The organism is Streptomyces sp. AM25 (assembly GCF_058146165.1).
Window position 1 is genome coordinate 94,065 of record NZ_JBKIWN010000133.1, and the last position, 23,690, is coordinate 117,754.

Sequence of the window (23,690 nt, forward strand, 5' to 3'; positions counted from 1 at the left end):
TCAGCGATTGAGGTCGGCGGGACCAAACGCATCCGGCAGCAGCTCCGCCAGCGGGCGGATGCCGGACGTGGTGTCCACCGCGAGCTCGGGGCCGCCGTGCTCCCACAGCAGCTGGCGGCAGCGGCCGCACGGCATCAGGACGTTGCCGTGGCGGTCGCAGCAGGTGAAGGCCGTGAGCCGGCCGCCGCCCGAGGCGAAGAGTGCGGAAACCATTCCGCACTCGGCGCAGAGCGCCACGCCGTACGCGGCGTTCTCCACGTTGCAGCCGGTGACGACACGGCCGTCGTCGACCAGGCCCGCGGCCCCCACGGGGAAGTCCGAGTACGGGGCGTAGGCCCGGGACATGGCGTCCCGGGCGTGCGCACGCAGGGCTTCCCAGTCGACCTGGACGGAAGAGGTCATTTGCCCTGTCCCTTCCGGTACGGCTTGCCGTTGGCCTTGGGCATCCGCAGCCGTTGCGCGGAGACCGACAGCACCAGCAGCGTCGCCACGTACGGGGTGGCGTCGACGAACTCCAGCGGCACGGTCTTGGTCAGCGCGTACCAGACGGCCAGCGCCACCGCGATGCCCGCGCTGATCAGCGCCGGCTTCTGCTTGCCCTGCTTGAGCCGCCACGCGGCCAGGCCGATCAGCAGCACCGCCAGGAGCAGCAGCAGCGCGTGGACGGTCGGGCCGCCGGAGCGCAGCTGGAGGCTGTCCATGAAGCCGAACAGGCCCGCGCCCATGGCGACGCCGCCCGGACGCCAGTTGCCGAAGATCATCGTGGCGAGACCGATGTAGCCGCGCCCGCCGGTCTGGCCGTCGGAGTACATGTGCGTGCCGATGGCGAGGAACGCACCGCCCAGGCCCGCGAGGGCGCCGGAGACGATGACGGCCGCGTACTTGTACACGTAGACGTTGACGCCGAGGGACTCGGCGGCCACCGGGCTCTCGCCGCAGGACCGCAGCCGCAGGCCGAAGCCCGTGCGCCACAGCACGAAGAACGTGCCGACGAACAGCGCGGCGGCGACGATCGTCAGCCAGGACACCCCGTCGACGAGGCTGTCGAGCATGCCCGCGAGGTCGGAGACGAGGAACCAGTGGTGCTTCTCGACCGACGTCAGCCAGTCCGACAGGCCGGGGATGGAGAAGTTCCCCATGTTCGGCATGGGCGGCGACTGCTTGTCGTTGCCGCCGGCCTGCTGCGCCGCGCTGCCCTCCGCGCCGAAGAGCGTCTTGGCGGCGTACTGGGTGATGCCGAGGGCCAGGATGTTCATGGCCACACCGGAGATGATGTGGTCCACGCCGAAGGTGACGGTGGCGAGGGCGTGCACGAGGCCGCCGAGCGCACCGCCGACGACGCCCGCCAGGGCCGCGGCCCAGGGGCCGTGCTGCCAGCCCATCCAGCCGGCGCAGAAGGTGCCGAGCATCATCATGCCTTCGAGGCCGATGTTGACGACACCGGACCGCTCGGCCCACAGGCCGCCGAGGCCCGCGAGTCCGATCGGCACGGCCGCGCCGAGCGCGCCGCTGAACTGGCCCGCGGACGTGAGGTCCTCGGCGCCGGTGATCACGCGCAGCGCCGAGAGCAGCACCAGTCCGCCGGCGACGATCAGCAGGACGACGGGGTAGGAGAGCTTGCGCTTCCCGTCGTCGTTGTTGCTCCGCAGCCTCTTGGCGAGCGCAGTGGTGAAGGTCGTACTCACGCGGATACCTCCGCCTTGTCGCTCTTGCGGGCCTGGGCGGCGAGCTCCTCGCCGACCTTCCGCTGCTGGGCCTTGAGTCCGTACCGGCGGACGAGCTCGTATGCGATGACGACGCACAGGACGATGACGCCCTGGATCACGCCGACGATCTCCTGCGCATAGCCCTCGAACTCCAGCTGGGTGCCGGTGCGTTCGAGGAAGCCCCAGAGCAGGGCGGCGAGCGCCATGCCGACGGGGTTGTTGCGGCCGAGCAGGGCGATGGCGATGCCGGTGAAGCCGATGCCGGTGGGGAAGTCGGTGCCGTAGTTGTACGAGACGCCGAGCAGGGTCGGCATGCCGACGAGGCCGGCGAGGGCACCGGAGATCAGCATGGAGGTGATCACCATGCGCTTGACGCTCACGCCGCTGGCCTGGGCCGCGGTCTCGGACTGGCCCACGGTGCGCAGGTCGAAGCCGAAGCGGGTGCGGTTGAGGAGGAACCAGTAGGCGAGGCCGGCGAGGGCGGCGATCACCACGAAGCCGTAGATCGGCTTGGTCTGGGTCGGGATCTCGAAGAAGTGCGCGGAGTCCGGCAGGTAGGGCGTGTGGATCAGGTTGCCCTCCTTCTTCGCGAGCCGGCCGTCCTGCAGGAAGTAGCCGATGACCGAGGCGCCGATGGCGTTCAGCATGATCGTGCTGATCACCTCGTTGACGCCGCGGCTGGTCTTCAGCAGACCGGCGATGCCCGCCCAGAGCGCGCCGACCGCCATCGCCACGATGATGATCACCGGGATCTCGATGAAGCCCGGCAGCGTCAGCGCACCGCCGACGACGGCGGCGAAGAAGGCCGCGATGCGGTACTGGCCGTCGACGCCGATGTTGAAGAGGTTCATCCGGAAGCCGACGGCCACCGCCAGCGCCGAAAGGTAGTACGGCGTCGCCTTGTTGATGATCCAGACCTGGCTGTCGGCCTTCGAGCCGAAGTCGATCATCACCTGGTAGGCGTGGAACGGGTCCTTGCCGGTGACGCCGATGATGATCGAGGTGATGGCGAGGGCGGCCACGATCGCCAGGACCGGGGCGGCGAGGCCCAGGATCAGCCTGTTCTTGTCGATCTTCTTCACTTCGTCACCGCCTCCGCTTCTTCTTGTTCTTCTTGTTCTTGGAGTTGCTGTTCCGGTTGTTCCCGGGCTTCTTGGCCTGCGGGGACGCACCGGCCTTCCGGGGCCCGGCCGCCGGCTCCGGGGACGCGCCCCGCTCCGGCGGCTTCGGCTTCCCGCCGGACTTCGGCTCGCCCTGCCCGCTGTCGTCCTGCCCGCCGTCGTCCTGCCCGCCCTCCTCGTGGTGTTCGAGGTGGCCGCTGGCGGCGCCGGTCATGGCGGAGCCGAGCTCCTCCGGGGTGATCGTGGCCGGGTCGGCGTCGGCGACCAGGCCGCCGCGGAACATCACCCGCAGGGTGTCGGAGAGCCCGATCAGCTCGTCCAGGTCGGCGGAGATCAGCAGCACGGCCAGGCCCTCGTGGCGCGCCTCGCGGATCTGGTCCCAGATCTGCGCCTGCGCACCGACGTCCACGCCCCGGGTGGGGTGGGCGGCGATGAGGAGCTTGGGCAGGTGGCTCATCTCGCGGCCGACGATCAGCTTCTGCTGGTTGCCGCCGGACAGCGAGGCCGCGGTGACGTCGATGCCGGGCGTGCGCACGTCGAACTCGCGCACGATGCGCTCGGTGTCGGCGCGCGCCGCCTTGGTGTCGATCAGGCCGTGCTTGCTGTTGGGCCGCTCGGTGACGTGGCCGAGGATGCGGTTCTCCCACAGCGGGGCCTCCAGCAGCAGGCCGTGGCGGTGGCGGTCCTCGGGGATGTACCCGATGCCGTCCTCGCGGCGCTTGCGCGTGGGGGCCTTGGTGATGTCCTCGCCGTCCAGGGTCACGGTGCCGGCGTCCGGGGAGCGCATGCCCATGATGGCCTCGACGAGCTCGGCCTGGCCGTTCCCCTCGACGCCCGCGAGGCCGAGGACCTCGCCCTTGTGGATGGTGAAGGAGATGCCGTCGAGCACCGCGCGCACGACGCCGTCGGAGTCGGTGGCCGACAGGTGCAGGCCGTCGACGGTGAGCATCGGGACGTCGGTGACCGTGGACTCGCGGGTCTCCGGCGAGGGCAGTTCCTCGCCGACCATCAGCTCGGCGAGCTGCTTGGGCGTGGTCTCGCTGGGGACCGCGGTGCCGACGGTGGTGCCGCGCCGGATGACGGTGATGTCGTCGGCGACGGAGAGCACTTCACCGAGCTTGTGCGAGATGAAGATGACCGTCAGGCCCTCGGACTTGAGCTCGCGCAGGTTGTCGAAGAGCGCGTCGACCTCCTGGGGGACCAGGACGGCGGTGGGCTCGTCGAGGATCAGCGTGCGCGCGCCGCGGTAGAGGACCTTGAGGATCTCCACGCGCTGGCGGTCGGCGACGCCGAGGTCCTCGACGAGGACGTCGGGGCGCACGCCGAGGCCGTAGGCGTCGGAGATCTCCTTGATCTTCGCGCGGGCCCTGCCGCCGATGCCGTGCAGCTTCTCGGCGCCCAGGACCACGTTCTCCAGGACGGTGAGGTTGTCGGCGAGCATGAAGTGCTGGTGCACCATGCCGATGCCGCGCGTGATGGCGTCGGCGGGGCTGTTCAGGGTGACCTGCTCGCCGTCGAGCGTGATGGTGCCCTCGTCCGGCTTCTGCATGCCGTAGAGGATCTTCATCAGGGTGGACTTGCCTGCGCCGTTCTCGCCGCAGAGGGCGTGGACGGTGCCGCGGCGGACGGTCAGGTGGATGTCGTGGTTGGCCACGACGCCGGGGAACCGCTTGGTGATTCCCGCGAGTTCCACTGCGGGGGCGGTACTGCTGGACTCTTCGGTGGACGCTTTGATGGCGCACTCTCCTTGGAGAAAGGGAGCGGGGGACGGGACGGGCGGGGCGACCCTATAAGGGCCAACTGAGCGCTACGCGCGTAGCGTTGACCCGTATGCACAGGCCCGGCGGGAATGTTCCCCCGCCGGGCCCGCAGTGTCCATGGACCGGTGCCGACCGGTCCTCAGATCACGGAGAGGTGCGGACCGTGACCTGGCCGTCCACGATCTTCTTCTTCGCGGCCTCGATCTTGTCCTTGATGTCGTCGATGAAGCCGCCGGAGGTGGACAGCGAGACGCCGTCGTCCTTCAGCAGGTACTTGTGCTCGCCGGTCATCGCCTTGCCGTCCTTGACGCTCTTGACGAGGTCGTAGACCGCGACGTCCACGTTCTTCACCACGGAGGTGAGGATGGAGTTCTTGTACTGCTCCAGGCCCGGCTGCTGGTACTGGTCGGAGTCGACGCCGATCGCCCAGGCGCCCTTCTGGCCGGCGACGGCCTCGATCGAACCGTTGCCGGAGAGGCCGGCCGCGGTGTAGATCACGTCGATGCCCGAGTCGAGCATGCCCTTGGCCTTGTCCTTGGCGGCCGCCGGGTCGTTGAAGCCCTTGTCGTTGTTCGGGTACAGGTACTGCGAGGTGACCTGGACGCTGGAGTCCGTGTCCTTCACACCCTGCTCGAAGCCCGCCTGGAACTTCTGGATCAGCGCGTTGTTCACGCCGCCGATGAAGCCGACCTTGTGGTTCTTCGACTTCAGCGCGGCGGCGACGCCCGCAAGGTAGGAGCCCTCGTGCTCGCCGAAGGTGATGCTGTCGATGTTGTTGCCGGGGACGACCGAGTCGACGATGCCGAAGGTCGTCTTGGGGTAGTCCTTGGCCACCTTCTCGATCGACTTCGCGTAGTTGAAGCCCACGCCGATGACCGGGTTGTAGCCCGCGTCGGCGAGGGAGGTCAGCCGCTGCTCACGGTCTGCCTCGGTCTCGCCGTTCTTGGCGGTCATCATCTTGTTGTCGATGCCCAGGTCCTTCTTGGCCTTGTCCACACCACGGGAGGCGGACTCGTTGAAGGAGTGGTCGTCACGGCCGCCGACGTCGAAGGCGAGGCCCACACCCTTGCCCGAGCCACCGCTCGACTCGGTCGAGGAAGAGCCACAGGCGGAAAGAGTGAATGCGAGAGCCGCGGTGCTGATGCCCGCGACAGTGATGGTGGATACCCGGCGCACAGAGGGCCCCTTCACTTGCGAAGCGCCTCCATTGGCGCTGGTTCGCGGGAATCGTAACGCGCGTAGATGCAGATAAAAGGGGTGTAGGCAAGCCGTTATCGATTCGTCGCGAACACTTCCCGACGCGAATGCTCACATTCGGTTGCCATCGAGCAAAGCCGCGGCCGTGAAGAGCTCCACCCCCACCTCGATCGCGCCCTCGTCCACGTCGAAATCACCGCAATGCAGGTCACGGCGGGTCGTATCCCCCACCGGGCGGACACCCAACCGGGCCATCGCGCCGGGGACGTGCTCCAGGTACCAGGAGAAGTCCTCGCCGCCCAGGCTCTGCTCGGTGTCCTCCACGGCATAACGACCGCGGCGCGCCGACATGGCGCGCCGCAGCAGGCCGGTGGCCTCCGGGTCGTTCATCACCGGGGGCACCCCCCGGACGTAGCTGATCTCCGACTTGGCGCGGTGCATCCCGGCGACCTCGTCGACGGCGGCGTGCACCATGTCCGGCGCCTCCCGCCAGGCCTCGATGTCCAGGCAGCGGACCGTGCCGGAGAGCCGGGCGTCCTGCGGGATCACGTTGGGGGCGTGGCCCGCCTCCAGCCGGCCCCAGGTGACGGCGAGGCCCATCCGGGTGTCGACGCGGCGGGCGAGCAGGGCCGGCACGTCGGTGGCCACCCGGGCGGCGGCGGTCACCAGGTCGGTGGTGAGATGCGGGCGGGCGGTGTGGCCGCCGGGGCCGCTGAGGCTGACCTCCAGGCGGTCGCAGGCGGAGGTGATCGGCCCGATGCGCAGCCCGATCCGGCCCACTTCGACCTTGGGGTCGCAGTGCACCGCGAGGATCCGGCCCACCCCGTCCAGCGCCCCGGACTCGATGGCGTCGAGCGCGCCGCCCGGCAGCACCTCCTCGGCGGGCTGGAAGACCAGCCGGACCGGGTGCGGCAGCAGCCCCTGCTCCGCGAGCCCGGCGAGGACGAGCCCGGCGCCGAGCACGACGGTGGTGTGCACGTCGTGGCCGCAGGCGTGGGCCATGGCCGGGATGGTCGACCGGTAGGGGACGGTCTTGGTGTCCGGGATGGGCAGTGCGTCGAGGTCGGCGCGCAGCGCCAGGACGGGACGGCCGGAGGCGGCGTACGAGGCGCCGTCCCGTCCGATGTCGCAGATGAGCCCGGTGCCGGTGGTGAGCGTGCGCGGTCTGAGGCCTGCTTTTTCGAGCCGCTCCCGTACCGCCGCGGTGGTGCGGAACTCGCGGTTGCCCAGTTCGGGGTGCATGTGCAAGTCCCGGCGGAAGGCGATCAGTTCGGCGCGCAGCCCCGGGGGCAGCGCGCCGGGCAGATCGCCCGGGGCAGTGTCGGGGTCGGCTTCGCAGGGCATCAGATGATTCACCCTTGGAAGATTAGAGCCCCGAATGGGGCAACTACCCATCGATCAAGAAAAGTTCAGCCGCATGGATGGGTTTGCCGAGGGGTATGACCCGTATTTACGGCGTACCTTCGGCGACACACCGCGCGGGTACGGGCATCCGCGGCAGCCGGTGTACCTCGCGGGCGGTGCCGGTGACCCCGGAGAGGAAGCCCTCCGCGCGCGGCGAGGCGTGCTCGGTGAGCCAGTCGGGGTCGATGTCGCACACGGCGACGGTCACGCCGGTGCCGGCGAGGGCCAGCGGCAGGGTGTGCACCACGGTGGAGGGGAAGCTGAGCACGGTGCGCCCTATGGGGCCGCGGCGGGCGATCAGTTCGAGCGGCAGCTCGGGGCGCACGACCTCCAGGCCGAGGCCGGTGGCTATCCGGCGCAGCTTGTCGGTGCTCTCGCGGCGGTGGGCGAAGTAGCGGGTGGCGCCGTGGGCCTCGGCCAGGGCGGCGACGGCGGCCAGATAGCGCTCGGGGTCCACCACTCCGGTCTCGACCAGATTGGTGCCCACGAGGTCCGTGGTGCGGGTGAGGCGGGGCGGGCCGAAGGAGGCGCGGGTCCAGGCGAAGTCGTTGGCGGTGACGGTCACTCCGGGCGGGGCCTCGACGGGCATGGAGGTGAAGATCTCCACGCTCCGGCGGTCGTTCGGGGTGAGCCTCCGGCGCGCAGAAGCGGAGACCGGCGCGAAGAGGAGGTCACGCGCCCCGCGTTCGCCCCTGCGGTGCCACCTCACCAGCCGTTCCCCCCGGGCGAGTTGGGAGACGAACTCCATGGTGGCCGTGCCGTCGTCCACCACCACCAGCTCCCGGGCCCGGGTGATGGTCAGCAGCAGCTGCACGTAGCGCGAGAACGGGTCGCCAATGACGACGCGGTGCGCCCGGCGCAGCGGACCGGCGAGCGCGCCGACGGTCTGCACGGGCGCCGCCGGGCCGCCCCGGGCCTCCGTCCACTGCACCCGGTGCCCCTGGTCGCGGGCCAGTTCGGCCATGCGGCGCAGCTGGCCACGGGTCATGGGGTCGTGCGGGGCGAGTACGACAACGAGCAGGTCAAGCAGACCGAGCGGGTCATCGGCGTCGTCCGGCGGCTCCGTCTCGACGTCCCAGGGTCCGGGCTGCCGGGGCACACCGTCCACGGGCTGCCGCGGCGGGCGCCGGGACGCGCCGAGGTGCGCCCATTCGAGGACGTTCAGCAGCTGGACGGGGCTCTCGACGAAGGCCAGCGTGCGGGCCGGGTCCTGCGCGCTGCGGGGGCCCCGGAGACGGCGGACGGGAGTGGCCGCCGCCTCCGGGGTGGGGCCGTCAGAGGGCCCCGCGGGAGAGGTCACCGTGGCGCGCCCGTCAGACGGCGACGGGCTCGCGGTCGCCGCCCTCGGCGACGACGCCCGCCACCCGGCGCAGCTTGCGCATCGGACCGAGCTCGCTGTCGTACACCCGCTTCACGCCGTCGCCCAGTGACTCCTCGACCACCCGGATGTCGCGCACGAGCCGCTGCAGGCCGCCCGGTTCGACGGAGGCCGCCTGGTCGGAGCCCCACATGGCGCGGTCGAGGGTGATGTGCCGCTCGACGAAGGCGGCGCCGAGGGCGACCGCGGCGAGGGTGGTCTGCAGGCCCGTCTCGTGACCGGAGTAGCCGATGGGGACGTTGGGGTACTCGGCCTGGAGGGTGTGGATGACGCGCAGGTTGAGCTCGGCGGCCTTGGCCGGGTAGGTCGAGGTGGCGTGGCAGAGCACGATGTTGTCGCTGCCGAGGACCTCGACGGCGTGCCGGATCTGCTTCGGGGTCGACATGCCGGTCGACAGGATCACGGTGCGGCCGGTGGCGCGCAGGGTGCGCAGGAGTTCGTCGTCGGTGAGCGAGGCGGAGGCGACCTTGTGGGCGGGCAGGTCGAACTTCTCCAGGAAGGCGACGGACTCGGTGTCCCAGGGCGAGGCGAACCAGGCGATGCCGCGCTCACGGCAGTACGAGTCGATCCTGCGGTACTCGTCCTCGCCGAACTCCACCCGGTGGCGGTAGTCGATGTACGTCATCCGGCCCCAGGGCGTGTCCCGCTCCAGGGCCCATTGGTCGCGCGGGGTGCAGACCTCGGGGGTGCGCTTCTGGAACTTCACCGCGTCGCAGCCGGCGTCGGCGGCGGCGTCGATGAGGGCGAACGCCGTGTCCAGGTCGCCGTTGTGGTTGATGCCGATCTCACCGGTGACGTAGACGGGGTGGCCGGGGCCGACGGGCTTCTCGCCGAGGAGGCGGGTCCGTGCTGCGGTGCTGGCGGGACTCATGGTGAGGCGGTTCCTTAAGGGGAAGGGGACGGTCAGAGTTCGGAGCCGAGTTCGGGGCCGAGGAGCCACGAGGCGATCTCCCGGACGGCGCCGCTGCCGCCGGGTGCGGAGGTCACCGCGCGGGCTGCCGCCCGTACGGAGCCGTGGGCGTCCGCCACTGCGACGGGCCAGCCGACGAGGCCGAAGCAGGGCAGGTCGTTGACGTCGTTGCCGGCGTAGAGCACCCGGTCGGGGGCGATGCCGCGCTCCTCGCACCACTGCTTGAGGGCGTGGTCCTTGTGCGCGCTGCCGTGCACGACGGGGATGCCGAGCTTGCGGCCGCGGGCGGCGACGACGGGGTTGGTCTCGGTGGAGAGGATCAGCAGCGCCAGCCCGGCGCGGCGCAGCGCGGCGACGCCGAGCCCGTCGCCGCGGTGGACGGCGACGAGTTCGCGGCCGTCGGCGTCGATGAGGACGCGGTCGTCGGTCTGGGTGCCGTCGAAGTCGAGGACAACGGCGTCGACGTCGTCCAGGGCGGGCCTGCTGTTGCCGGTGCCGAGCAGCGGCGCGAGGGCCCGGGCCCGCTTGAGGTCGTGCGGCTCGTCGATCTCCAACACCCGTGCGGCGTCGGTCCGTACGAGCTCGGTGCGGCCGAAGAACCGGTGCCGGGCGGCGCGGAATCCGGCGGCGCGCATGGCGTAGGCGGCGCCGGTCTCCAGCCAGTCCTGCGGGCGGTCCTGGCGGCGGGGGCGGTGGGACTTGTCGTGGTTGACCCCGTGCGCGTCGTCGGCCCGGTCCGCCGCGGTGCGGCCGCCTCCCTGGACGGGCACGGCCGGCCCGTCCGGGGCCGTGCGCCATACGAATCCGTGGAACGGGGCGACCGTCAGCGCGCTGTCGGCGCCCTGTTCGACGACCGCGGCGGCGACCGCGTCGACGTCCTCCCCGGTGAGGAACGGGCTGGTGCACTGCACCAGCAGGACCGTGTCCACCGGTGTGCCGTGCGCGGTCTCGTACGCGTCCATCGCGTGCAGTACCGCCGCCTCGCTGGTGGCGGTGTCGCCCGCGAGCGCGTCCGGGCGCCGGACCACCTCCGCGCCCGCCTCGCGGGCCGCGGCCGCGATGGCCGGGTCGTCGGTGGAGACGACGACGTCGGTGACCAGGCGTGCCGAGCGGCAGGCCCGTACCGCGCGGACGACCAGGGGCACGCCGCCGACCGGGGCGAGGTTCTTGGCGGGCACCCCCTTGGAACCGCCGCGTGCGGGGACGACGGCCAGGACGGCGGGCATGGTGCGCTCCTCGGAGGATTTCGGGGTCGGTGTCACAGCTCCCCCAGCCGCCGGATGACGGGGGCCACGCGCTGCACCCCGTGCCGGTAGGCGCCGCGGGCCGCGTCGCGCAGGGCATTGCGGGTGGCGCGGCGCAGGGCGCTCTCCGGCCGTTCGGGGGCGGCGCGGCCGGGGAGGGGGCGGCCGCGGGGGTCGAAGCCGTGGCGGGCGAGGATGCCGGGGAGGTAGCCGGGGGCGGTGCGCGCGGTGTAGTAGGGCGCGAGCGGCGGGAGTTCGGGTTGCGCGCGGAGGTGGGCGACCCGCTCGCGTGCGGTGGTGAAGGCCTGCTCGTACGCCCTCTGCCCGACCGCGACCCCCTGCCGGGCCGTCCATTCCGGGTCGGGGACGGGCAGCAGGCCGGCGTCGAGCTCGTCCCAGGAGGCGAGGCAGCCGGAGCCGAGGAAGTGGTGGTTGCCGAGGGGCTCGCGGATGCCGAGGTCGGTGAGGACGGCCGTGGGGACCGCCCGGTGCAGGGACTCCAGGGCGGCGGTGGAGCTGACGGTGACGAGGAGGTCGGCACGGTCCAGGACCTCGCCCATGTGCCCGTACACCAGGCGGACGTTGGGGGGCAGGCCGCCCTTCAGCCGGGCTGCCAGCTTCTGGTACGGGTGTTCCTCGATGTGCGTGGTGTGTTCTCCGGGCTTGCTGCGGAGCTTGACGAGGACCTCGCGGTCCGGGTGCAGCCGGGCGTGCCCGGCGGCGCGTTCCAGCAGGTACATCCGGTCGGCGCGGCTCTCCGGCACCGAGGGCTGGGCGGCGAACACCACGGTGTACGGCCGGATGTGGCACCCGGCCTCGTAGGGCTCTCCTCCGAGGAACGGCAGGGCGCACTCGGTGACGCTCTCCACGCCGGCGCCCGCTCCGGCGTACACGGCACAGAAACGCTCCGCATCGTGCCGGGAGTTGGCCAGGACCATGTCCGCCCCGTGCCGCAACAGCAGCCCGTCGGCGAGCTTTTCGTACACGACCCCTACGTAGCCGGTGACCACGACGGGCCGCCGTGCCGCCCCGGCCCACGCGTGCCCCAGCCCGTGCAGCAGGGCCTGGACGGCTCCGCCGACGCACGCGAGCACGATCACCTCGTACCGGTCCCGGTCCGCGGAGCGGATGAACTCGACACCCGTGACCTCGCGCACCGCGCCGGCCTCGACGCCGACCTCGGCGAGCTGCCGCACCGTGGGCGTCGCCCGCCCCCGCAGCAGGAATCCGTCCGGCCGGGCGCCGGGCACCAGCCGGTGCGCGGTGAGTGCTCCCCATTTCCATCGCGTGTCGGAGTCCGCGAGCACGGCGACCCGCGGCGGGGATTCGGTACGTGTGGGCACGCCGCCGACGATAGGAATTCATTCCGTTTCGTTGCCCAACACGGGCACAACAACCGGTAAACAGCACAACGACGATCGGCGAATCGGTTGACGCGCAGGCCCGGTTCATCGTTCCGACCCGCTTCGTTCACCTACGCTTCCGGCCGCGGCCAGAGTAAATGCCGGAGCGCCGCCTACCGTTCCGTGAGTGGTCAAGCTCTCCGTCATCGTGCCGTTCTACAACGTGCAGACATATGCTCCGGACGCGCTGCGCAGCCTGCGTGCGAACGCACGCGAGGACTTCGAATTCATTCTCGTCGACGACTGTTCGACCGACGGGACGCCGGGCATCCTGGAGCGGGCGGCACGCGAGCTGCCGGGGGCGGTGCTCGTGCGCCATGAGCGGAACGGCGGCCTCGCCACCGCCCGCAACACGGGTCTGGACCACGCCCGGGGCAGGTACCTGACCTTCCTGGACGGCGACGACTGGCTGGCCCCCGGCTACTACGGCCGGCTCCTCTCCGTCATCGAGGCGCTGGACGTCGACTTCGTGCGCACCGACCACGTCCAGTGCACCGGCCCCGTCCGCACCGTGCACCGGGTGCCGATCGGCCGCCGCGGGGTCGCGCTCCGGCCGCGCGACGCGATACTCCCGGCCGACCGCTCGACGTCCGTCGACTACGCCTACGCCTGGGCCGGCGTCTACCACCGCCGCCTGCTGGACCGGGGGCTGCTGCACTTCCGGCACGGGCTGCGCACCGCCGAGGACCGCCCCTGGATCTGGCGGCTGCACCGCGAGGCGGAGTCCTTCGCGGTGGCCGGACTGCTGGGCGTGTTCTACCGGCGCGGAATCGCCTCGTCGCTCACGCAGATCGGCGACGTACGCCAGCTCGATTTCATTCGCGCTTTCGACCAGGTCATCGACGAGACCTCCCGCGATCCCGCCGCGGAAAAACTCCTGCCCAAGGCCGTGCGGACGTATTGCGCCATCATTTCCCACCATCTCGGCAGCACCGAACGATTCGAACCGGCCGTGGCCAAGGCCTTGCGCTCGATGAGTGCAGCGGCCATGAAACGCATGCCGCAGGATCTCCTCAAGGACGCCCTGAATTCCATGGACGACGACCGCGCAGCCCGCCTGCGCCGCCTCCGCCGCCGCCCGGCCCCCGCGGAGGTGGCCGCCTGATGGCAGGCCGTACCCAACTGCTCCTCGCCTCCACGCTCTACGGGGCCGCCACCCTGGCCGCCGCCGTCGACGCCGACCTGCTCGGCCCGGCCGACCGCCGCCTGCTGATCGTCGCCAACACCGCCGCCGTCCCCGAGACGACCCCCTCCCTGGAGACGGCCCCCGGCTTCGAGCGGCTCCGCACCCGCTTCGACGCCGTGGTGTCCTGGAACGAGACGATCAGCCCCTTCCACCCCACCGGCTGGTCGCCGCGCCCCGACGACACCCCCCTCTGGGAGCGCCACCTGCGGCTGCTGTGGGGCCTCGGCACCGACGAGGTGACGATCGTCCTGGAGTCCCTCCAGGTCAACCCGGCCATGGCGGTGGCCCAGATGTTCCCCGACGCCCCGCTCGACGTCTACGCCGACGGCCTGATGAGCTACGGCCCCACGCGCAGCAAGCTCGACCCGCTCATCGGCACCCGCGTCCACCGCCTGCTGCACCTGGACCTGGTGCCGGGGCTGAAGCCGCTGCTGCTCACGGAGTTCGGCGTCGAACCGGAGATCATCCCGGGCGAGGTCTTCGCCAAGGTGCTGGCCGAACTCGCCGACGCGGCAGGCCTGCCGGACGACGCCCCCGAGGGCGCCGCCCTGCTGCTCGGCCAGTACTTGTCGGCGCTCGACATCCTCACCCCCGAGGAGGAGGAGCGGCTGCACGTGCGGATGCTGCGCGGCGCGGTGCGCCGCGGGCACCGGACGGTGATCTTCAAGCCCCACCCCTCGGCGCCCGCCCGCTGGTCGCGGCTGCTGGAGGAGGAGGCGGACCGGCTCGGCGCGCGTCTGACCGTGCTGGACACCCCCGTCCTGGCCGAGGCGGTGTACCAGCGGCTGCGGCCCGCGCTGGTCGTCGCCTGCTTCTCGACGGCACTGTTCACCGCGCGGGCCTTCTACGACCTGCCGACGGCCCGGTCGGGCACCGAGCTGCTGCTGGAGCGGCTCACGCCGTACCAGAACAGCAACCGGGTGCCGGTGACGATCGTCGACGCGCTGCTGCCGGACGTGGACGACGAGACGGCCGCCCCGGACGACGCCGCAGACCTCAACGGGCTGCTGGCGGCGGTCGGTTACTCCATGCAGCCGCAGATCCTCCCCGACCTCCGCCCCGCCGCCGAACGCTTCCTCGCGGCCCACCTGACACCCCGCACCCGGCGCTACTTCAAACGGCGCCGCCTCACGTCGCTGGGCCTGCCCGGCGCCGTCCCCTCCCAGCTCTCCTTCCTGCCGCGCAATCCGACGCTCCGGCGCATGGCACGCCGCGCCCGGGCCGTGAAGCGGCGGCTGACCAAGAAGACGGCGGTGCCCTCCTCATGACAGCCCCCACCGTGCCCGGCCCCCGCCTCACCGAGGCCCCGGCCGCAGCAGGTGCACAGCACGGCAGCGGCGCGGCGGGCCGGCTGCGCGCCCTGGACGGCCTGCGGCTCGTCGCCGCGCTGATGGTCGCGCTGTACCACTACGGCGGCCGGGACGGCGAGATCAGCCAGGCGTGGGGCAGGTCGCCGCGCCACGAATTCCCGCACCTGTCGAGCGCGTTCGCCTACGGCTGCCTCGGCGTCCAGATCTTCTTCGTCATCAGCGGCTTCGTCATCTGCATGAGCGGCTGGGGCCGCCCGCTGCGCTCCTTCTTCGCCTCCCGCGTGGCCCGGCTCTACCCCGCGTACTGGGTGGCCATCGCACTGGTCACGCTCGTGTTCGCGCTGCCGTGGGTGACGTACAAGACGGTCTCGCCCAGCGACACACTGGTGAACCTCACCATGCTGCAACAGCCCGTCGGCGCCACGCGGGTGCTCGGCGTGTGCTGGACGCTCTGGGCCGAGCTGCGCTTCTACGCGCTCTTCGCCCTGTGCGTCGTCCTGCCCGGGGCCACGCGCCACCGGGTCGTGCTCTTCTGCGCCGGATGGACCCTGGCGACGGTGATCACCACGGCCTCCCATCTGGAGGTGCTGCGCGTGGTGTTCATGCCGGAGTACTCGGCGTACTTCATCGGCGGCATCGGCCTCTACCTGGTCCACCGCTTCGGGAACGACGCGCTGGCGTGGGGCATCGTCGCGATGAGCTTCCTCGTCGGACAGCACTACGCGGTGGCCGGGCTGTGGCACCAGCCGAACCCGCACTTCTTCTCGTACCGTTCGGCCTACGCCATCATCGCGGTGCTGGCGCTCGGCTACGCGGCCGTGGCACTGATCGCCCTGGGCAAGGTGCCCTGGGCGAACTGGAGCTGGCTGCCCTTCGCGGGCGCGCTGACCTATCCGTTCTACCTGGTGCACGAGCACCTGGGGTGGGTGGTGATCGGCGTACTGCACCGCAAGCTGGGCCTGCCGTCGCCGGCGGTGTTCGTGCTGACGATCGGCCTGATGCTGGGGCTGGCGTGGCTGATCCACCGGGTGGCGGAGAGGCGACTGACACCGTTGCTGCGCAGGTCACTTGAGGGCCGCGCCCCGTAAGGGGCGCGGGGCAGCGACATTGTGCGGCTCCGCCGCGTGGGCGCGAGCAACCACAGCCGGCCCGCAGCCGAAGCACCCCCTACAACAGGGTCGCCTCGATACCGGCTATGACGGCACCCAACCCGGCCTCGAAACCGGCATCGAGGTCATCGAAAAGCTCCTCCCCCGCCGCCAGCGCGAGCGGATGCCGCCCGTCGAGCCGCTTCGCCCGGTGCTCGGGCTCGAAGGCCGGATCCCGCGGACCCCCCGGCACGGGATGGACGGACTGCTCCTCCATCACGTACCCCATGGTGTACGTCTGCAGCGTGAACCAGGCACGGGCCGCGGCGTGCGTCGAGAAGCCCGCGTCGACGAGGGTGCGCAGGGTGCCCTCCAGCGGACCGGCATACGTGCCGTCGGTGAAGCGGGTACCGCCGAACACCTTGGCGCCGTCGCGGTACTGGAGCAGGTAGCACCGCATCTCCCGGGCCGCGACGGCCATGCACTGCTGCCAGGCGCCCCCGCCACCGGAGCGGAGCGGCTCCGTCATGCGGCGCATCATCTCCGTCGCCACCTCGTCCAGCAGCTCCTGCTTGTTCTTGAAGTGCCAGTACAGGGCGGGCGCCTGGACGTCGAGCTCCTTGGCGATCCGGCGCAGGGTGAGGCCTTCGAGACCCACCTCGTTGAGCAACCGGAGGGCAGTGTCGGCCACTTGGGCCCTGTCGATTCGCGTTACCACCTTGACAGCTTAACGCTGTTCAGTTCAGTCTGGTAGCGCAACGAACTTAACGTCGTTAAGGGGGGTTCCGTGATGACGGACGACACGCACACGGACGTAGAGGTACTGATCGCCGGCGCCGGCCCGACCGGCCTGGTCCTGGCCATCGACCTGCAGCGGCGCGGCATCCGGCACCGGCTGGTGGAGCGCGCCGAGCGCGGTTTCCCGGGCTCGCGCGGGATGGGCATCCAGCCGCGCACGCAGGAGGTGTTCGACGATCTGGGAGTGATCGCGGCCGTGACGGCCGCGGGCGGGCCGTGCCCGCCGGTGCAGACCTGGGAGGGCCCGGAGCGGGTGAGCACCTGGGATCTGGTGGAACGGGCCGATCCCTCGCCGGCCGTCCCGTACCCGGAGCTCCTGATGGTGCCGCAGTGGCGGACGGTCGAGGAGCTGTGCGCACGGCTCGAAGAGCTGGGCGGCACGGTCGACTTCGGCACGGAGCTGGCGGAGTTCACGCAGGACGCGGACGGCGTCACGGCAGTGCTGCGCGGGGCCGACGGCTCGGCGGAGACGGTCCGCGCGGCCTACCTCGTGGGCACCGACGGCGGCCGCAGCACCGTGCGCAGGGCGCTGGGCACGGCCTTCGCCGGCAATCAGCTGGAGGAAGTCGCCACGCTGCTCGCGGACGTGGCGCTGGAGGGTGAACTCGACCGCGACCACTGGCACATGTGGCCCAAGGCGGAGGGCGGATTCCTCGCCCTGCGGGGCCTGGAGGGCACGGAGGCGTTCCAGGCCATCGTCCGGTTCACCGACCCGGCCTACGCACCCGACCCGGCGCGCGATGCCACGCCGGAGGCCCTGACCCGCGTGATCACCCGCCGCACCGGCCTGCCGGACCTGCGGGTGACGGGGGTGCGCTGGTCGTCGGTCTTCCGGCCGCGGGCCGCCATGGCGGAACGCTTCCGCACCGGCCGCGTCTTCCTCGCGGGGGACGCCGCCCACGTCCACTCCCCCGCGGGCGGCCAGGGCCTCAACACCAGCGTCCAGGACGCGTACAACCTGGGCTGGAAGCTCGCCGCCGTCCTGCGGGGAGCCGCGCCGGACGCCCTGCTGGACACCTACGACGACGAGCGGGGCCGGGTGGCGGCGGACGTCCTGGGCCTGAGCACGCGCCAGCACATCCAGGACCGTTCCACCACCGCGACCGGCTTCAGCCGCCGCGGCCCCGAGACGTACCAACTGCACGTGAACTACCGGGAGAGCCCGCTGACCCGCGAGTACCGCGACGCCCTCCCGGAGACCGCTCTCCACGCCGGCGACCGCGCCCCGGACGCCCCGTGCCGGGACGCCTCCGGCGAGGTGTTCCGCCTCTTCGACGCCTTCCGCGGCCCGCACTTCACGCTGCTGGACCTGTCGGACTCCGCCCCGGCCGAGGTGACCGGGGCCCGGACGTACCGTATAGGCGGCCCGTCCCCGGACCTCCTCGACCCGGAGGGTCACGCCAAGACGGCGTACGGCTCGGGGCTGTTCCTGGTCCGGCCGGACGGGTATGTCGCGGTGGCGACGGACGAGTTGGCGGATGTCAAGGAGTACCTCGCGGAGATCGCGGGGTAGCGGCACAGGGGCCCCGGCCGGGGCCCCGCACCCCGGGGCTGCACCGCCAACGCCCCTGCACCACCAACGCCCTTACACCACCAGCGACAACAGCATCACGAATCCCAGTCCCACCACCGAGATCACCGTCTCCATCAGCGACCACGTCTTGAGCGTCTGCCCGACGCTCATGCCGAAGTACTCCTTCACCATCCAGAACCCGGCGTCGTTGACGTGGGAGAAGAACAGCGAACCGGCGCCGACGGCCAGGACCAGCAGGGCCGTGTGCGTCGTGCTCATCCCGGCGGCCAGCGGGGCGACCAGCCCGGCCGCCGAGATGGTGGCCACCGTGGCCGAGCCGGTCGCCAGCCGGATGCCGACCGCGATCAGCCAGGCCAGCAACAGGGCCGACACCGACCAGTCCTTGGAGAAGTCCAGGATCATCCGCCCGACGCCGACGTCGATCAGCGTCTGCTTGAAGCCGCCTCCCGCACCCACGATCAGCAGGATCCCCGCGATGGGCCCGAGGGACTTCTCCACGGTCCCGGCGATCCGCTCGCGCCCGAAGCCGGCGGCGCGGCCCAGCGTGACCATCCCGACCAGCACGGCCGCGAGCAGGGCGATCAGCGGCGAGCCGACCACGTCCGCGACACGCTGCACATGGTTCTTCGGATCGTCCACCACGACGTCCACGAGGGCCTTGCCCAGCATCAGCACCACGGGCAGCAGCACCGTTCCCACGGTGACCGCGAATCCCGGGCGCCGCTCCAGTTCCTCCGACGGGCGCTGCGGGATCAGCTTCTCCGGCGGGGCGATGTCGACCCAGCGGGCCGCGTACCGGGCGAAGAGCGGTCCCGCGATCACGGCCGTCGGGACGGCGATCAGGGCGCCCAGGGCCAGGGTCACGCCGAGGTCGGCGTGGATGGCGTCGACGGCGGCCAGCGGCCCGGGGTGCGGGGGCACCAGCCCGTGCATCACGGAGAGGCCCGCCAGCGCGGGGATCCCGACCCGCATCAGCGAGTGCCCGCCCCGCTTGGCGACCAGCAGCACCACGGGGATCAGCAGCACGATCCCGACCTCGAAGAACAGCGGCAGGCCGATGACGCCGGCGATCAGCACGATCGCCCAGGGCATCGAACTCCGGCTCGCGCGGCCCAGGATGGTGTCCACGATCTGGTCCGCGCCGCCGGAGTCGGCGAGCAGCCGGCCGAGTATCGCGCCCAGCGCGATGAGCACGCCGACACCGGCGACGGTGGAGCCGAGCCCGGCCGAGAAGCTCGCGATGGCCTTGTCCAGCGGGGCGCCCGCCACGGCGCCGAGGACGAGGGACCCGACCGTCAGCGACAGGAAGGCGTGCAGTCTGAGACGGCTGATGAGAAGGACGATGACGGCGATGCCGACGAGAACGGCGATGCCCAGCTGCGCGTGACCCGCCGACGTGATCGGGGCGGGTGCTTCCGCGGCCAGCATCTCGACGCTGAGAGTGCTCACGGAGCTTTCCTAGGGGGGAAGTTGGGGGGAAGTAAGGGGATCAGAGCCGCCGCAGGGCGGCGGCCGCACGCTCGGCGATGACGGCCGCTTCGGGCGTGACATCAACGGCGATGCCCGCCTCGTCGGCCCCGAGCGGTTCGAGGGTGGCGAACTGGGAGTCCAGCAGCCGGGTGGTCATGAAGTGGCCCTTGCGGGCGGCCATCCGGTCGGCGATCAGCCCGTAGTCGCCGGTGAGGTGGAGGAAGACGAGCCCGGGGGCCGCGGCCCGCAGCCGGTCGCGGTAGGCCCGCTTGAGCGCCGAGCAGCTGACCACGCCGCCCAGCCCGGCCCGCCCGCGCGCCCAGTCGCCGATGGCGTCGAGCCAGGGGGCGCGGTCGGTGTCGTCCAGCGGAGTCCCGGCCGACATCTTGGCGATGTTGGCGGCCGGGTGGAAGTCGTCGCCCTCGGCATAGGGGACGCCGAGCGCCTCCGCCACCAGGGGCCCGACCGTGGTCTTGCCCGTGCCTGCCACGCCCATCACCACGATGACGCGGGGTTCCGTCCGGGGTTCCGTCTCCGTCGACATGGAGGACACTGAACTTTATGAGTACGACGTATTCAAGACAATGTGACGTAAACGTCATACTTAATCGCGCGAGCGCCCGGCCCGTAGGCTGACCCCATGAGCAAGCAGGGACAGGGAGGCCGCGGGGGAGGCCAGGGGCTGCACGCGCGCGTGCTGGACTCCCTCGGACCCGCGATCACGGCGGGCGACCACCCGCCGGGCACGGTGCTGCGCACCGACGAGCTGGAGGAGCGCTTCGACGTCTCCCGCACGGTCGTGCGCGAGGCGATACGGGTCCTGGAGTCCATGAGCCTGGTCGCCTCCCGGCGCCGGGTCGGCGTGACCGTCCTCCCGGCCGAGGAGTGGAACGTCTACGACCCCCAGGTGATCCGCTGGCGGCTGGCCGGCCCCGACCGCCCCCGCCAGCTCCGCTCCCTCACCGTGCTGCGCTCGGCCGTCGAACCGGTGGCCGCGGGCCTCGCCGCCCGCCTCGCCACGCCCGCGCAGTGCGCCGAACTCACCGAGCACGCCCTCGGGATGGTGGCCACCTCACGCGGCCAGCAGCTGGAGGGCTACCTGGTGCACGACATCGCCTTCCACCGCACGGTCCTCCGCGCCTCCGGCAACGAGATGTTCGCGCGCCTGGGCGACGTGGTGGCCGAGGTCCTCACGGGCCGCACCCACCACCACGTGATGTTCACGGACCCCGACCCGGCGGCGGTCACCCTGCACGTCCGGGTGGCGGAGGCGGTACGGGAACGGGACGCGGAGGCCGCGGAGCGGCTGACGCGGGAGATCGCGACGGGCGCGATGGCGGAACTCGACGTCCTGGCGCCGTAAGGGGCACGGCGGACGACGCCGGACGGGTCGCTTGCCCCATCCGGCGCACGTCACACACGCACCCCCGAACACCCATCCGTACCCTCGATCTCATGCGCCACGAGAAACGCTTCACGCGCCCCGCGCGCCAGCGCTACGGCAACCGCTGGGTGTACCACCGCAGCAACCCCAAGGGCCTGGCCCTCGTGATCCTCATCCCGCTCGCCGCCGTCGCGGCCCTGCTGCTGATCTCAAGCGGCGCCCCGCGCTGAGACCGGGTCCCCGGACAGGCCGGCACCGCCGGGCCACCGCTCGTCCCACCGCAGCTCCGCCTCCAACTGCGCGGCCAGCGACACCAGCACCGGTTCCCCGCCCGCCGGACCGAGCAGCTGGGCGCCCATCGGAAGCCCGCCCTCCGTGAACCCCGACGGCACGCTCACCCCCGGCCACCCCAGCACGTTCCACGGCCAGGCGTACGGGCACGCCGCGGTCATCGCGGCGTCCGTGTCACGGGTGTTGAGCCCCATGAGGTCGCCGGTGCGCAGCGGCGGCACCGCCGTCGTCGGCGTGAGCACGACGTCGTACCGCCCGAACATCTCCCCCACCCGGCGCCGCAGCGGCCCTTCGGCCGCCCGCGCCAGGCGCAGCAGGCCGGCCGCGTCCATCAGCCGTCCGCTGCGCGCGGTGGCCCGCGTCCGGGAGTCGAGCAGCGCCGGGTCGGGCACCTGCAGCGCCAGGTCCCGCACCCCCGCCATGGCCCGCGGCAGGAAGGTCAGCCCGATCGGCCCGTAGGCGATCTCCTCCGCCACCACCTCGTGCCCGAGCGCCTCCAGCCGTTCGGCCGTCCGCACCGTCGCCGCGCGCACGGCGGGCGAGAGCCAGTGCCGCACGGCGGCGAAGGCGGGCCGCAGGGACAGTGCGATCCGCAGCCGCCCCGGCTCCCGCCGGGCGGCCTTCTCGACGTCGACGGCGCGCGGCCGGTGCGCGTCCCCGGCGTGCGAGCCGCTCACCGCCTGCAGCAGCAGCGCCGCGTCGGCGACCGTCCGGGCCAGCGTCCCGTGGACGGTGATGCCGTGGAACGACTCGCGCTCGGGCCAGGTGGAGATGCGCCCGCGCTGCGGCTTGATCCCGACGAGGTGCGTCCACGCGGCCGGGATCCGGACCGAGCCGGCCCCGTCCGACCCGAGCGCCCCCGCGACGAGCCCGGCGGCAACGGCCGCGGCCGAGCCGCCGGACGACCCGCCGGGCGTGTGCTCGGGACTCCACGGGTTGCGCGTGACCCCGAACGCGGGCCCGTCGGTGACGGGCCATTGGCCGAGTTCCGGGGTGTTGGTCTTGCCGACGATCACGGCCCCCGCGGCCCGCAGCCGGCGCACGGCCTCGCTGTCGGCGTACTGCGGCGGGAAGTCGCCGGGACACCCGAAGGCGGTCGGTTCCCCGGCCACGTCCATGTCGTCCTTGACGGCGACGGGCACGCCCAGCAGCGGTCTGCGCTCCCCCGCCGCCAGCAGCCGGTCGGCTTCCCCGGCCTCCTCCAGTGCAGCCTCCGCGCGCACGCGCCGGAAGGCGTTGAGCGTCGGCTGCGTCGCCGCGATCCGGCGCAGCGAGCGTTCGACGAGCTCGCGGGAGGTCACATCGCCGGAGGCGAGAGCGCGCGCCTGGTCGGCGAGCCCGTCGAGTCCGTCCGGCCTGTCCATCATGAACCCTGTCACACGATCCCCCTTCGTGTTCTCGAACACAGGTTACTGGTACGACAGTTGACGATGCAGCGGTAAAAGCAGCCAGCTGCGGCGGCCTGAGCCGCGGAAGACCGTTCTGTACCCTTCCGGGGACCGGTGAGCCGCCCGGGGAGGAGTACACGTTGCCGTTGACGGAGTTGGCAGACGAGATCGCCGCGATCCACGCGGAGCAGGGACATCCTGCCGCGCTGGTCGGCGAGTTCCGGCGGACGCCGGTCCTGGTGCCGCTGGACGCGGCGGGCGGGTTGTGGTCGGCGGAGCTGGGGGGCATCCGCTGGGTCTGCGCGTTCACGGACGAGGCGGCGCTGGCGCGCTTCGCCGTCGCACAGGGGGTGACGGAGGAGGCGGCGTGGGAGTACCGCACCGTCCTCGGCGCCCGCCTCCTGGACGTGGTGGTCCCCGCCGTGGCCGGCCCGGCGGGAGTGGCACTGGACGTGGGCGGCGAACGCCCCATGCTGTTCCCGCCGGTGAAGGGCGTCGTCCCGGAGGAGTCCGCGATCGACGGGGACGGAGAGCCGCGGTGAGCGACGGCCTCAAGGCGAACAAGGCCGCGATGGACGCCATCGCGGGCGGCATCAACGGCGCCATCGGCGAACTCAAGGGCGTCGGCACGGCCGGCGCCGCCTCGGTCGGCCGCGGCTTCTCGGAGCTCTCGCTCTCCGGGACGGAGACCGGACACGAGGGACTGACCTCGTCCTTCAAGGAGTTCTGCGACCGCTGGGAGTGGGGCGTACGGGCGCTCCTGCACGACGCGAACGAGTTCGCGGAACGGGTGGGCCTGGCGGCCGGCTACTACCACGAGGGCGACACGTACGTCTCGAACACCTTCAAGGTCGTGGCCAATGCCGGCATGGGCAACCCGCACCTGACGGAGGATCAGGTGGAGCACATGTCGTGGGGCCGGGTGGGCGCCGACAACCCCTTCACGCAGGTCCGTGACGCCGACTACAGCGCCGCATCGTTCGAGCACACCGGCGAGAACGCCGGGCAGGTGTGGTCGAAGACGGCCAAGGACGTCGAGGACAGCGTGAAGACGGGCGGCGCGACCCCGCTGGGCATGGGCATCCGCACGGTGAGCAGGATCGAGGACTACGGCTGAG

General features: G+C 71.9%; 21 protein-coding genes and 1 pseudogene. 8 read left to right on the plus strand and 14 right to left on the minus strand.

Annotated elements, in window-relative coordinates:
- The 10 genes and pseudogenes from ACLHRZ_RS37780 to ACLHRZ_RS37825 all read right to left on the minus strand — a co-directional run bounded on the left by ACLHRZ_RS37780 (position 1) and on the right by ACLHRZ_RS37825 (position 12,027).
- Complete coding sequence (locus ACLHRZ_RS37780; RefSeq protein WP_490423106.1) at positions 1-402, minus strand: cytidine deaminase; 402 nt, start codon at positions 400-402, stop codon at positions 1-3.
- Positions 399-1,685, minus strand: a complete 1,287-nt coding sequence (locus ACLHRZ_RS37785) for an ABC transporter permease (protein WP_490423107.1) — start codon at positions 1,683-1,685, stop codon at positions 399-401. The genes ACLHRZ_RS37780 and ACLHRZ_RS37785 overlap by 4 nt, the downstream gene beginning before the upstream one ends.
- The gene (locus tag ACLHRZ_RS37790) at positions 1,682-2,788 is read right to left on the minus strand and encodes an ABC transporter permease (RefSeq protein ID WP_490423108.1); all 1,107 of its coding nucleotides are present in this window, start codon (positions 2,786-2,788) and stop codon (positions 1,682-1,684) included. The genes ACLHRZ_RS37785 and ACLHRZ_RS37790 overlap by 4 nt, the downstream gene beginning before the upstream one ends.
- Before the next feature lie 142 nt (positions 2,789-2,930).
- A pseudogene (locus ACLHRZ_RS37795) lies at positions 2,931-4,520 on the minus strand (ABC transporter ATP-binding protein); the annotation flags it as partial.
- 211 nt (positions 4,521-4,731) lie between these two features.
- Positions 4,732-5,763: a BMP family lipoprotein gene (locus ACLHRZ_RS37800; protein WP_490423109.1), complete on the minus strand. Its 1,032-nt coding sequence runs from the start codon at positions 5,761-5,763 to the stop codon at positions 4,732-4,734.
- Between the two features lie 132 nt (positions 5,764-5,895).
- Entirely contained in the window at positions 5,896-7,128 is a 1,233-nt protein-coding gene (locus ACLHRZ_RS37805; RefSeq protein ID WP_490423361.1) for an amidohydrolase, read from the minus strand.
- A 106-nt stretch (positions 7,129-7,234) separates the two neighbouring features.
- A complete protein-coding gene (locus ACLHRZ_RS37810) occupies positions 7,235-8,488 on the minus strand; it encodes a hypothetical protein (protein WP_490423110.1) in 1,254 nt (417 codons plus the stop codon).
- A gap of 13 nt (positions 8,489-8,501) precedes the next feature.
- A complete protein-coding gene (locus ACLHRZ_RS37815; protein ID WP_490423111.1) occupies positions 8,502-9,437 on the minus strand; it encodes an N-acetylneuraminate synthase family protein in 936 nt (311 codons plus the stop codon).
- A gap of 32 nt (positions 9,438-9,469) precedes the next feature.
- Positions 9,470-10,702, minus strand: coding sequence for a cytidylyltransferase domain-containing protein (locus ACLHRZ_RS37820; protein ID WP_490423112.1), 1,233 nt, complete (start codon positions 10,700-10,702; stop codon positions 9,470-9,472).
- Between the two features lie 32 nt (positions 10,703-10,734).
- Positions 10,735-12,027, minus strand: coding sequence for a DUF6716 putative glycosyltransferase (locus tag ACLHRZ_RS37825; protein ID WP_490423362.1), 1,293 nt, complete (start codon positions 12,025-12,027; stop codon positions 10,735-10,737).
- A 223-nt stretch (positions 12,028-12,250) separates the two neighbouring features.
- Between ACLHRZ_RS37825 and ACLHRZ_RS37830 the strand changes: the two genes are divergently transcribed.
- Genes ACLHRZ_RS37830 through ACLHRZ_RS37840 form a run of 3 tightly spaced genes read left to right on the plus strand, consistent with a single transcriptional unit; the run spans position 12,251 to position 15,707 of the window.
- Positions 12,251-13,228, plus strand: coding sequence for a glycosyltransferase family 2 protein (locus tag ACLHRZ_RS37830; protein WP_490423113.1), 978 nt, complete (start codon positions 12,251-12,253; stop codon positions 13,226-13,228).
- A complete protein-coding gene (locus ACLHRZ_RS37835; RefSeq protein WP_490423114.1) occupies positions 13,228-14,577 on the plus strand; it encodes a polysialyltransferase family glycosyltransferase in 1,350 nt (449 codons plus the stop codon). The genes ACLHRZ_RS37830 and ACLHRZ_RS37835 overlap by 1 nt, the downstream gene beginning before the upstream one ends.
- A complete protein-coding gene (locus ACLHRZ_RS37840) occupies positions 14,574-15,707 on the plus strand; it encodes an acyltransferase family protein (protein ID WP_490423115.1) in 1,134 nt (377 codons plus the stop codon). The genes ACLHRZ_RS37835 and ACLHRZ_RS37840 overlap by 4 nt, the downstream gene beginning before the upstream one ends.
- 79 nt (positions 15,708-15,786) lie before the next feature.
- On the opposite strand, the gene ACLHRZ_RS37845 is transcribed toward ACLHRZ_RS37840, so the two are convergent.
- Positions 15,787-16,398 carry a TetR/AcrR family transcriptional regulator C-terminal domain-containing protein gene (locus ACLHRZ_RS37845; RefSeq protein ID WP_490423116.1) on the minus strand — a complete coding sequence of 204 codons (612 nt, stop codon included), beginning with the start codon at positions 16,396-16,398 and terminating at the stop codon, positions 15,787-15,789.
- A 99-nt stretch (positions 16,399-16,497) separates the two neighbouring features.
- On the opposite strand from ACLHRZ_RS37845, the gene ACLHRZ_RS37850 reads away from it, so the two are divergent.
- Complete coding sequence (locus ACLHRZ_RS37850; protein WP_490423117.1) at positions 16,498-18,018, plus strand: FAD-dependent monooxygenase; 1,521 nt, start codon at positions 16,498-16,500, stop codon at positions 18,016-18,018.
- A gap of 72 nt (positions 18,019-18,090) precedes the next feature.
- Here ACLHRZ_RS37850 and ACLHRZ_RS37855 read toward each other — a convergent pair whose 3' ends face one another.
- Both ACLHRZ_RS37855 and ACLHRZ_RS37860 read right to left on the minus strand, forming a co-directional pair.
- Positions 18,091-19,488, minus strand: a complete 1,398-nt coding sequence (locus ACLHRZ_RS37855) for a GntP family permease (RefSeq protein WP_490423118.1) — start codon at positions 19,486-19,488, stop codon at positions 18,091-18,093.
- A gap of 40 nt (positions 19,489-19,528) precedes the next feature.
- Positions 19,529-20,053 (minus strand): gluconokinase, encoded by a 525-nt coding sequence (locus ACLHRZ_RS37860; protein ID WP_490423119.1) that lies wholly within the window; start codon positions 20,051-20,053, stop codon positions 19,529-19,531.
- Between the two features lie 96 nt (positions 20,054-20,149).
- On the opposite strand from ACLHRZ_RS37860, the gene ACLHRZ_RS37865 reads away from it, so the two are divergent.
- A complete protein-coding gene (locus ACLHRZ_RS37865) occupies positions 20,150-20,872 on the plus strand; it encodes a FadR/GntR family transcriptional regulator (RefSeq protein WP_490423120.1) in 723 nt (240 codons plus the stop codon).
- 92 nt (positions 20,873-20,964) lie between these two features.
- A complete protein-coding gene (locus ACLHRZ_RS37870; protein WP_490423121.1) occupies positions 20,965-21,123 on the plus strand; it encodes a hypothetical protein in 159 nt (52 codons plus the stop codon).
- On the opposite strand, the gene ACLHRZ_RS37875 is transcribed toward ACLHRZ_RS37870, so the two are convergent.
- Positions 21,103-22,548, minus strand: coding sequence for an amidase (locus tag ACLHRZ_RS37875; protein WP_490423363.1), 1,446 nt, complete (start codon positions 22,546-22,548; stop codon positions 21,103-21,105). The two genes, ACLHRZ_RS37870 and ACLHRZ_RS37875, sit on opposite strands and share 21 nt — an antisense overlap.
- Before the next feature lie 170 nt (positions 22,549-22,718).
- Between ACLHRZ_RS37875 and ACLHRZ_RS37880 the strand changes: the two genes are divergently transcribed.
- Both ACLHRZ_RS37880 and ACLHRZ_RS37885 read left to right on the plus strand, forming a co-directional pair.
- Entirely contained in the window at positions 22,719-23,114 is a 396-nt protein-coding gene (locus tag ACLHRZ_RS37880) for an SseB family protein (RefSeq protein WP_490423122.1), read from the plus strand.
- Positions 23,111-23,689: a hypothetical protein gene (locus ACLHRZ_RS37885; protein ID WP_490423123.1), complete on the plus strand. Its 579-nt coding sequence runs from the start codon at positions 23,111-23,113 to the stop codon at positions 23,687-23,689. Before ACLHRZ_RS37880 ends, ACLHRZ_RS37885 begins: the two co-directional genes overlap by 4 nt.
- The last annotated feature ends 1 nt before the right edge of the window (position 23,690 follow it).

Excerpts from the sequence above, each read along its gene's own strand:
- ACLHRZ_RS37780 (WP_490423106.1), bottom strand. The coding sequence starts at position 402 with ATGACCTCTTCCGTCCAGGTCGACTGGGAAGCCCTGCGTGCGCACGCC.
- ACLHRZ_RS37875 (WP_490423363.1), bottom strand. The coding sequence starts at position 22,548 with ATGGACAGGCCGGACGGACTCGACGGGCTCGCCGACCAGGCGCGCGCT.
- ACLHRZ_RS37815 (WP_490423111.1), bottom strand. The coding sequence starts at position 9,437 with ATGAGTCCCGCCAGCACCGCAGCACGGACCCGCCTCCTCGGCGAGAAG.
- ACLHRZ_RS37835 (WP_490423114.1), top strand. The coding sequence starts at position 13,228 with ATGGCAGGCCGTACCCAACTGCTCCTCGCCTCCACGCTCTACGGGGCC.
- ACLHRZ_RS37850 (WP_490423117.1), top strand. The coding sequence starts at position 16,498 with ATGACGGACGACACGCACACGGACGTAGAGGTACTGATCGCCGGCGCC.
- ACLHRZ_RS37820 (WP_490423112.1), bottom strand. The coding sequence starts at position 10,702 with ATGCCCGCCGTCCTGGCCGTCGTCCCCGCACGCGGCGGTTCCAAGGGG.
- ACLHRZ_RS37870 (WP_490423121.1), top strand. The coding sequence starts at position 20,965 with ATGCGCCACGAGAAACGCTTCACGCGCCCCGCGCGCCAGCGCTACGGC.
- ACLHRZ_RS37840 (WP_490423115.1), top strand. The coding sequence starts at position 14,574 with ATGACAGCCCCCACCGTGCCCGGCCCCCGCCTCACCGAGGCCCCGGCC.
- ACLHRZ_RS37860 (WP_490423119.1), bottom strand. The coding sequence starts at position 20,053 with ATGTCGACGGAGACGGAACCCCGGACGGAACCCCGCGTCATCGTGGTG.
- ACLHRZ_RS37805 (WP_490423361.1), bottom strand. The coding sequence starts at position 7,128 with ATGCCCTGCGAAGCCGACCCCGACACTGCCCCGGGCGATCTGCCCGGC.
- ACLHRZ_RS37865 (WP_490423120.1), top strand. The coding sequence starts at position 20,150 with ATGAGCAAGCAGGGACAGGGAGGCCGCGGGGGAGGCCAGGGGCTGCAC.